Source organism: Nonomuraea rhizosphaerae (genome assembly GCF_019396405.1).
Lineage (GTDB): Bacteria > Actinomycetota > Actinomycetes > Streptosporangiales > Streptosporangiaceae > Nonomuraea > Nonomuraea rhizosphaerae.
Map to the genome: position 1 here is coordinate 1 of NZ_JAHKRL010000263.1, position 2,942 is coordinate 2,942.

Genomic DNA, 2,942 nt, shown 5'->3' on the forward strand with positions numbered 1-2,942 from the left:
CGATCGGGTCGCTCAGCCCAGGTCGGCGATGGCGGCCACCGGGCCGCCGCCGGACGGGCCCTGGTGCACGGCGGCGACCGACACGAACACCGCCGGGTCGCCGGTGACGGCCGCCGCCACCCCGCCCACGGTCGCCTTGATCTGCCGGTGCCAGTGCACGTCGGAGTCGTCGAGCATGATGTTGCGCCGCCCCCGCACCCGGCCGGACGGGTCGGCCTCGCACTTCATGAACACGTTCACGAGCCGGTCGCCGAGGTCGGACGGGTGCGGCCGGTCGGGCAGTTCCAGGCCGCTGGAGCGGATCGCCTCCCAGATGCCGTCCGCGTCCAGGGCGTCCTTCATGACGCTGTGGCCGATGCGGTAGCGCCCGCCGATCCCCCGCACGTTGCCCACCAGCACGATCTGCGCCCGGTCCAGCTCCACCCCGGAGGAGCAGGAGGCCACGGACGAGTACAGGGACAGGTCCTTGTGGATCTGCTCGGCGGCCGGCATGGCGATCTCGCCGAGAGCGACGGCGATGCCGAGGGCGGTGGTGGAGTTCGACAGGTCCATGGAGGGGCCGGTCTCCTCGATGGCGGTGTCCTGGCCGCGGCTCTTGGCGTCGGTGATGGTGGCCAGCGTGAGGAGGGGCGTCTTGGTCTGGACGTAGTGGACGTCGCGCGGGTCGTCGATCCCGGCGATCTTCATGGCCTCCCGTACGCCGGCCGCGACCTTCTCCACCATCGCCGGACGGCCGATGTCCTCGGGCAGGATGACCTCGCTCATCGCCACGCCGACCGAGACGCGCGGCTCGTCCGAGCGGGGCGCGCGGGCCGGGTCCACGGTGGCGAAGATCGTCGCGTGCGGGCTGAGCACGCCGTCGGTGCCGCCCGACCACACCAGCGGCACGGTCTCCGGCGCGGGATGTCCCTTGGCGGCCAGCACCTGGCGGAAGGCCGTGTCGGCCAGGATGCGGGTGTAGTCGTTCACGCCCCCGTTGCCCTCGGTCTTGCCGACCACGGCCAGCACCCGGTGTGCCTCGATCACCCCGTCGTCGATCAGCCGCGCGAGACCGGAAGCGTCGGTCACGCTCTCGATCGGCACCTTGCGTACTTCCACCGGATCCGGCATGTCCTGCCCCTTAGTCGTGGTTGTCTGCGGGACGGTACCCATCGGCGAGAGGGCTTTCACCGGCAATGTCTGCCGAATGTAGGGTCACCGGTGTGATTCGCGAAGCACGTGTCAACGGGATCCGGCTCGTCTACCGCGAGGAGGGCGACCCGGCCGCGCCCCCGATGGTGCTGCTGCACGGCCGCACCGCCAACCACAACGACTGGAACGGCGTCCTGCGCCACTTCACCGGCCGCTACCACGTGATCGCCCCGGACATGCGGGGTCACGGCGAGAGCGACTACCCCGGCTCCTACGCCTTCCCCGACATGGCGCGCGACATCGTGGCGCTCATGGACGAGCTGGGGTTCGAGCGGGTGACGCTGATCGGCCACTCGCTGGGCGGGCTCGTGGCCTACCACCTCGCCATGGCCTGCCCCGGGCGGGTCGAACGGCTGGTGCTGGAGGAGCCCGCCCCGCCGACCCCGCTGACGGGACGGCCGCCGATCGTGGAGACCGACGCCAAGGGGTTCGACTGGAGGATGGTGCACGAGAGCGAGCGGCAGTTCCTGGCGCCGGACCCGGCGTGGGCGGACGGGCTCGCCCGGATCACGGCGCCGACGCTGGTGCTGTTCGGGCGGACGAGCCACCTGGAGATGGGCGTGGTGGCGGAGCTGATCCCGGGGGCCGAGACGGCCACGCTGGAGGCCGGGCATCTCGTCCACGCGGACGCGAAGGAGCAGTTCACGCGGGTCGTCGACGACTTCCTCGCCGGTTCCCGGCCGGTCGGGACGGGTGATCCTGGGTAGGTCAGCCTGGTGCGTGTACAGGAGTCCCTGAGCAGGCTGCGCCTCATGGCCCCGTCGATCGGCCAGTGCGCGGTCGGGGCCGCGCTCGCCTGGCTGGTGGCCAAGGACGTCCTGCATCACGGCCGGCCGTTCTTCGCGCCGATCGCGGTGATCATCTGCATCGGCGTGGGGCTCGGGCGGCGGCTGCGCCGGATGGGCGAGATGGTCGTCGGGGTCAGCCTCGGCGTGGGCGTCAGCGACCTGCTGGTGTCGTGGATCGGGTCGGGCGCCTGGCAGATCACGTTCGTGGTCGCGCTGGCGATGACCGCGGCCGTGCTGCTGGACAACGGCCAGCTCATCGTGGCGCAGTCCGGGTCGTCGGGGGTGCTGGTGGCGACCCTGCTGCCGCCGTCCGGCACCGGCGGGCTGGACAGGATGGCCGACGCGGCGGTGGGCGGCGTCGTGGGGCTGGCCATGGTGGCGCTGCTGCCGGTCAACCCGGCCACGCTGGTGGCCAGGCACGCGGCCGGCATGTTCGACGCGCTGGTGGACGTGCTGCGGCGGATCGCGGACGCGCTCGACGAGGGGCCCGACGAGAGCGCCGATCGCGGGCCGACCGGCAGAGGGTCCGACGACAAGGGGCCTGCCGACAAGGGGCCGGCCGACGAGGCGCTGGAGGCGGCCAGGGCCACGCACGCGAGCGTCGAGGAGTTCAAGCAGGCGGTGGCGACCAGCAGGGAGATCGCCACCATCTCGCCGCTGCACCGCTCGCGCAGGTCCAGGCTCGACGGGTACGAGCGGGCGGCCGTGCCCCTCGACCACGCGTTCAGGAACCTCCGGGTGCTGGCCAGGCGGGTCGTCGCGGCGACCGGCAGGCCCGGCGTGCCGCCGCCCTGGCTGCCCGGCGCGCTGCGCGAGCTGGCCGACGCCGTGCCGACGCTGCGCGAGGACCTGGCGCGCGGCCGCGACCCCGAACGGGCCCGGCAGGCGATCCTGGCGGCGGCCCGGCGGCAGGAGGCGGAGCGGGGGGGGGTCTCGGCGGGCGTGAGGGTGGGGCAGTTCCCG

At 73.1% G+C, this 2,942-nt stretch carries 3 protein-coding genes; 2 read left to right on the plus strand and 1 reads right to left on the minus strand.

Annotated elements, in window-relative coordinates; all coding sequences use genetic code 11:
- Positions 1-12: 12 nt before the first annotated feature.
- Entirely contained in the window at positions 13-1,110 is a 1,098-nt protein-coding gene (bar, locus tag KME77_RS13170; protein WP_219466436.1) for a barbiturase, read from the minus strand.
- A 92-nt stretch (positions 1,111-1,202) separates the two neighbouring features.
- Between bar and KME77_RS13175 the strand changes: the two genes are divergently transcribed.
- Both KME77_RS13175 and KME77_RS13180 read left to right on the plus strand, forming a co-directional pair.
- Complete coding sequence (locus KME77_RS13175; protein WP_219466438.1) at positions 1,203-1,898, plus strand: alpha/beta fold hydrolase; 696 nt, start codon at positions 1,203-1,205, stop codon at positions 1,896-1,898.
- A 9-nt stretch (positions 1,899-1,907) separates the two neighbouring features.
- The coding region (locus tag KME77_RS13180) for an FUSC family protein (RefSeq protein ID WP_219466440.1) at positions 1,908-2,942 on the plus strand (1,035 nt) is incomplete at its 3' end.

Coding starts and splice junctions, on each gene's coding strand:
- bar (WP_219466436.1), bottom strand. CDS start 1,110: ATGCCGGATCCGGTGGAAGTACGCAAGGTGCCGATCGAGAGCGTGACC.